At 60.6% G+C, this 287-nt stretch carries 1 protein-coding gene; it reads right to left on the reverse strand.

What is annotated here, in order from left to right; genetic code table 11:
* A partial coding sequence (locus EN852_RS39880) for an RNA repair transcriptional activator RtcR family protein (RefSeq protein ID WP_246694603.1) occupies positions 1-255 on the reverse strand: 255 nt, incomplete at its 3' end.
* Positions 256-287: the final 32 nt, after the last annotated feature.

Here is a 287-nt window from a genome sequence, read left to right on the forward strand (position 1 = left end):
GGAAAAGTCCCAGGGATCCTTCATCGGGATGACATGCCGCCTGACCTCCGTCGCCGGCGAGACTTCCTCGATGTCGGCGATGACCTGTCTGGCCAAACGCTCCGAATTGTCACCATGGATCAGCTCCAGCCGGTCGATGAACAGGCCGGGCTGCTGGCAGAGCGCGACCGTCGGTCGCCATCTTTTCCAGCGGTCCTCGCGCCCGCTGGCGTCGAGCGTCGTGCCCAGTATCCCAATCGCTACGCGTCGTCTCATTCTTATCTCATCGTATAAGGGTCGATATGCAT

It is taken from the genome of Mesorhizobium sp. M2E.F.Ca.ET.209.01.1.1 (genome assembly GCF_004010375.2).
In the GTDB taxonomy this organism is placed as follows: domain Bacteria; phylum Pseudomonadota; class Alphaproteobacteria; order Rhizobiales; family Rhizobiaceae; genus Mesorhizobium.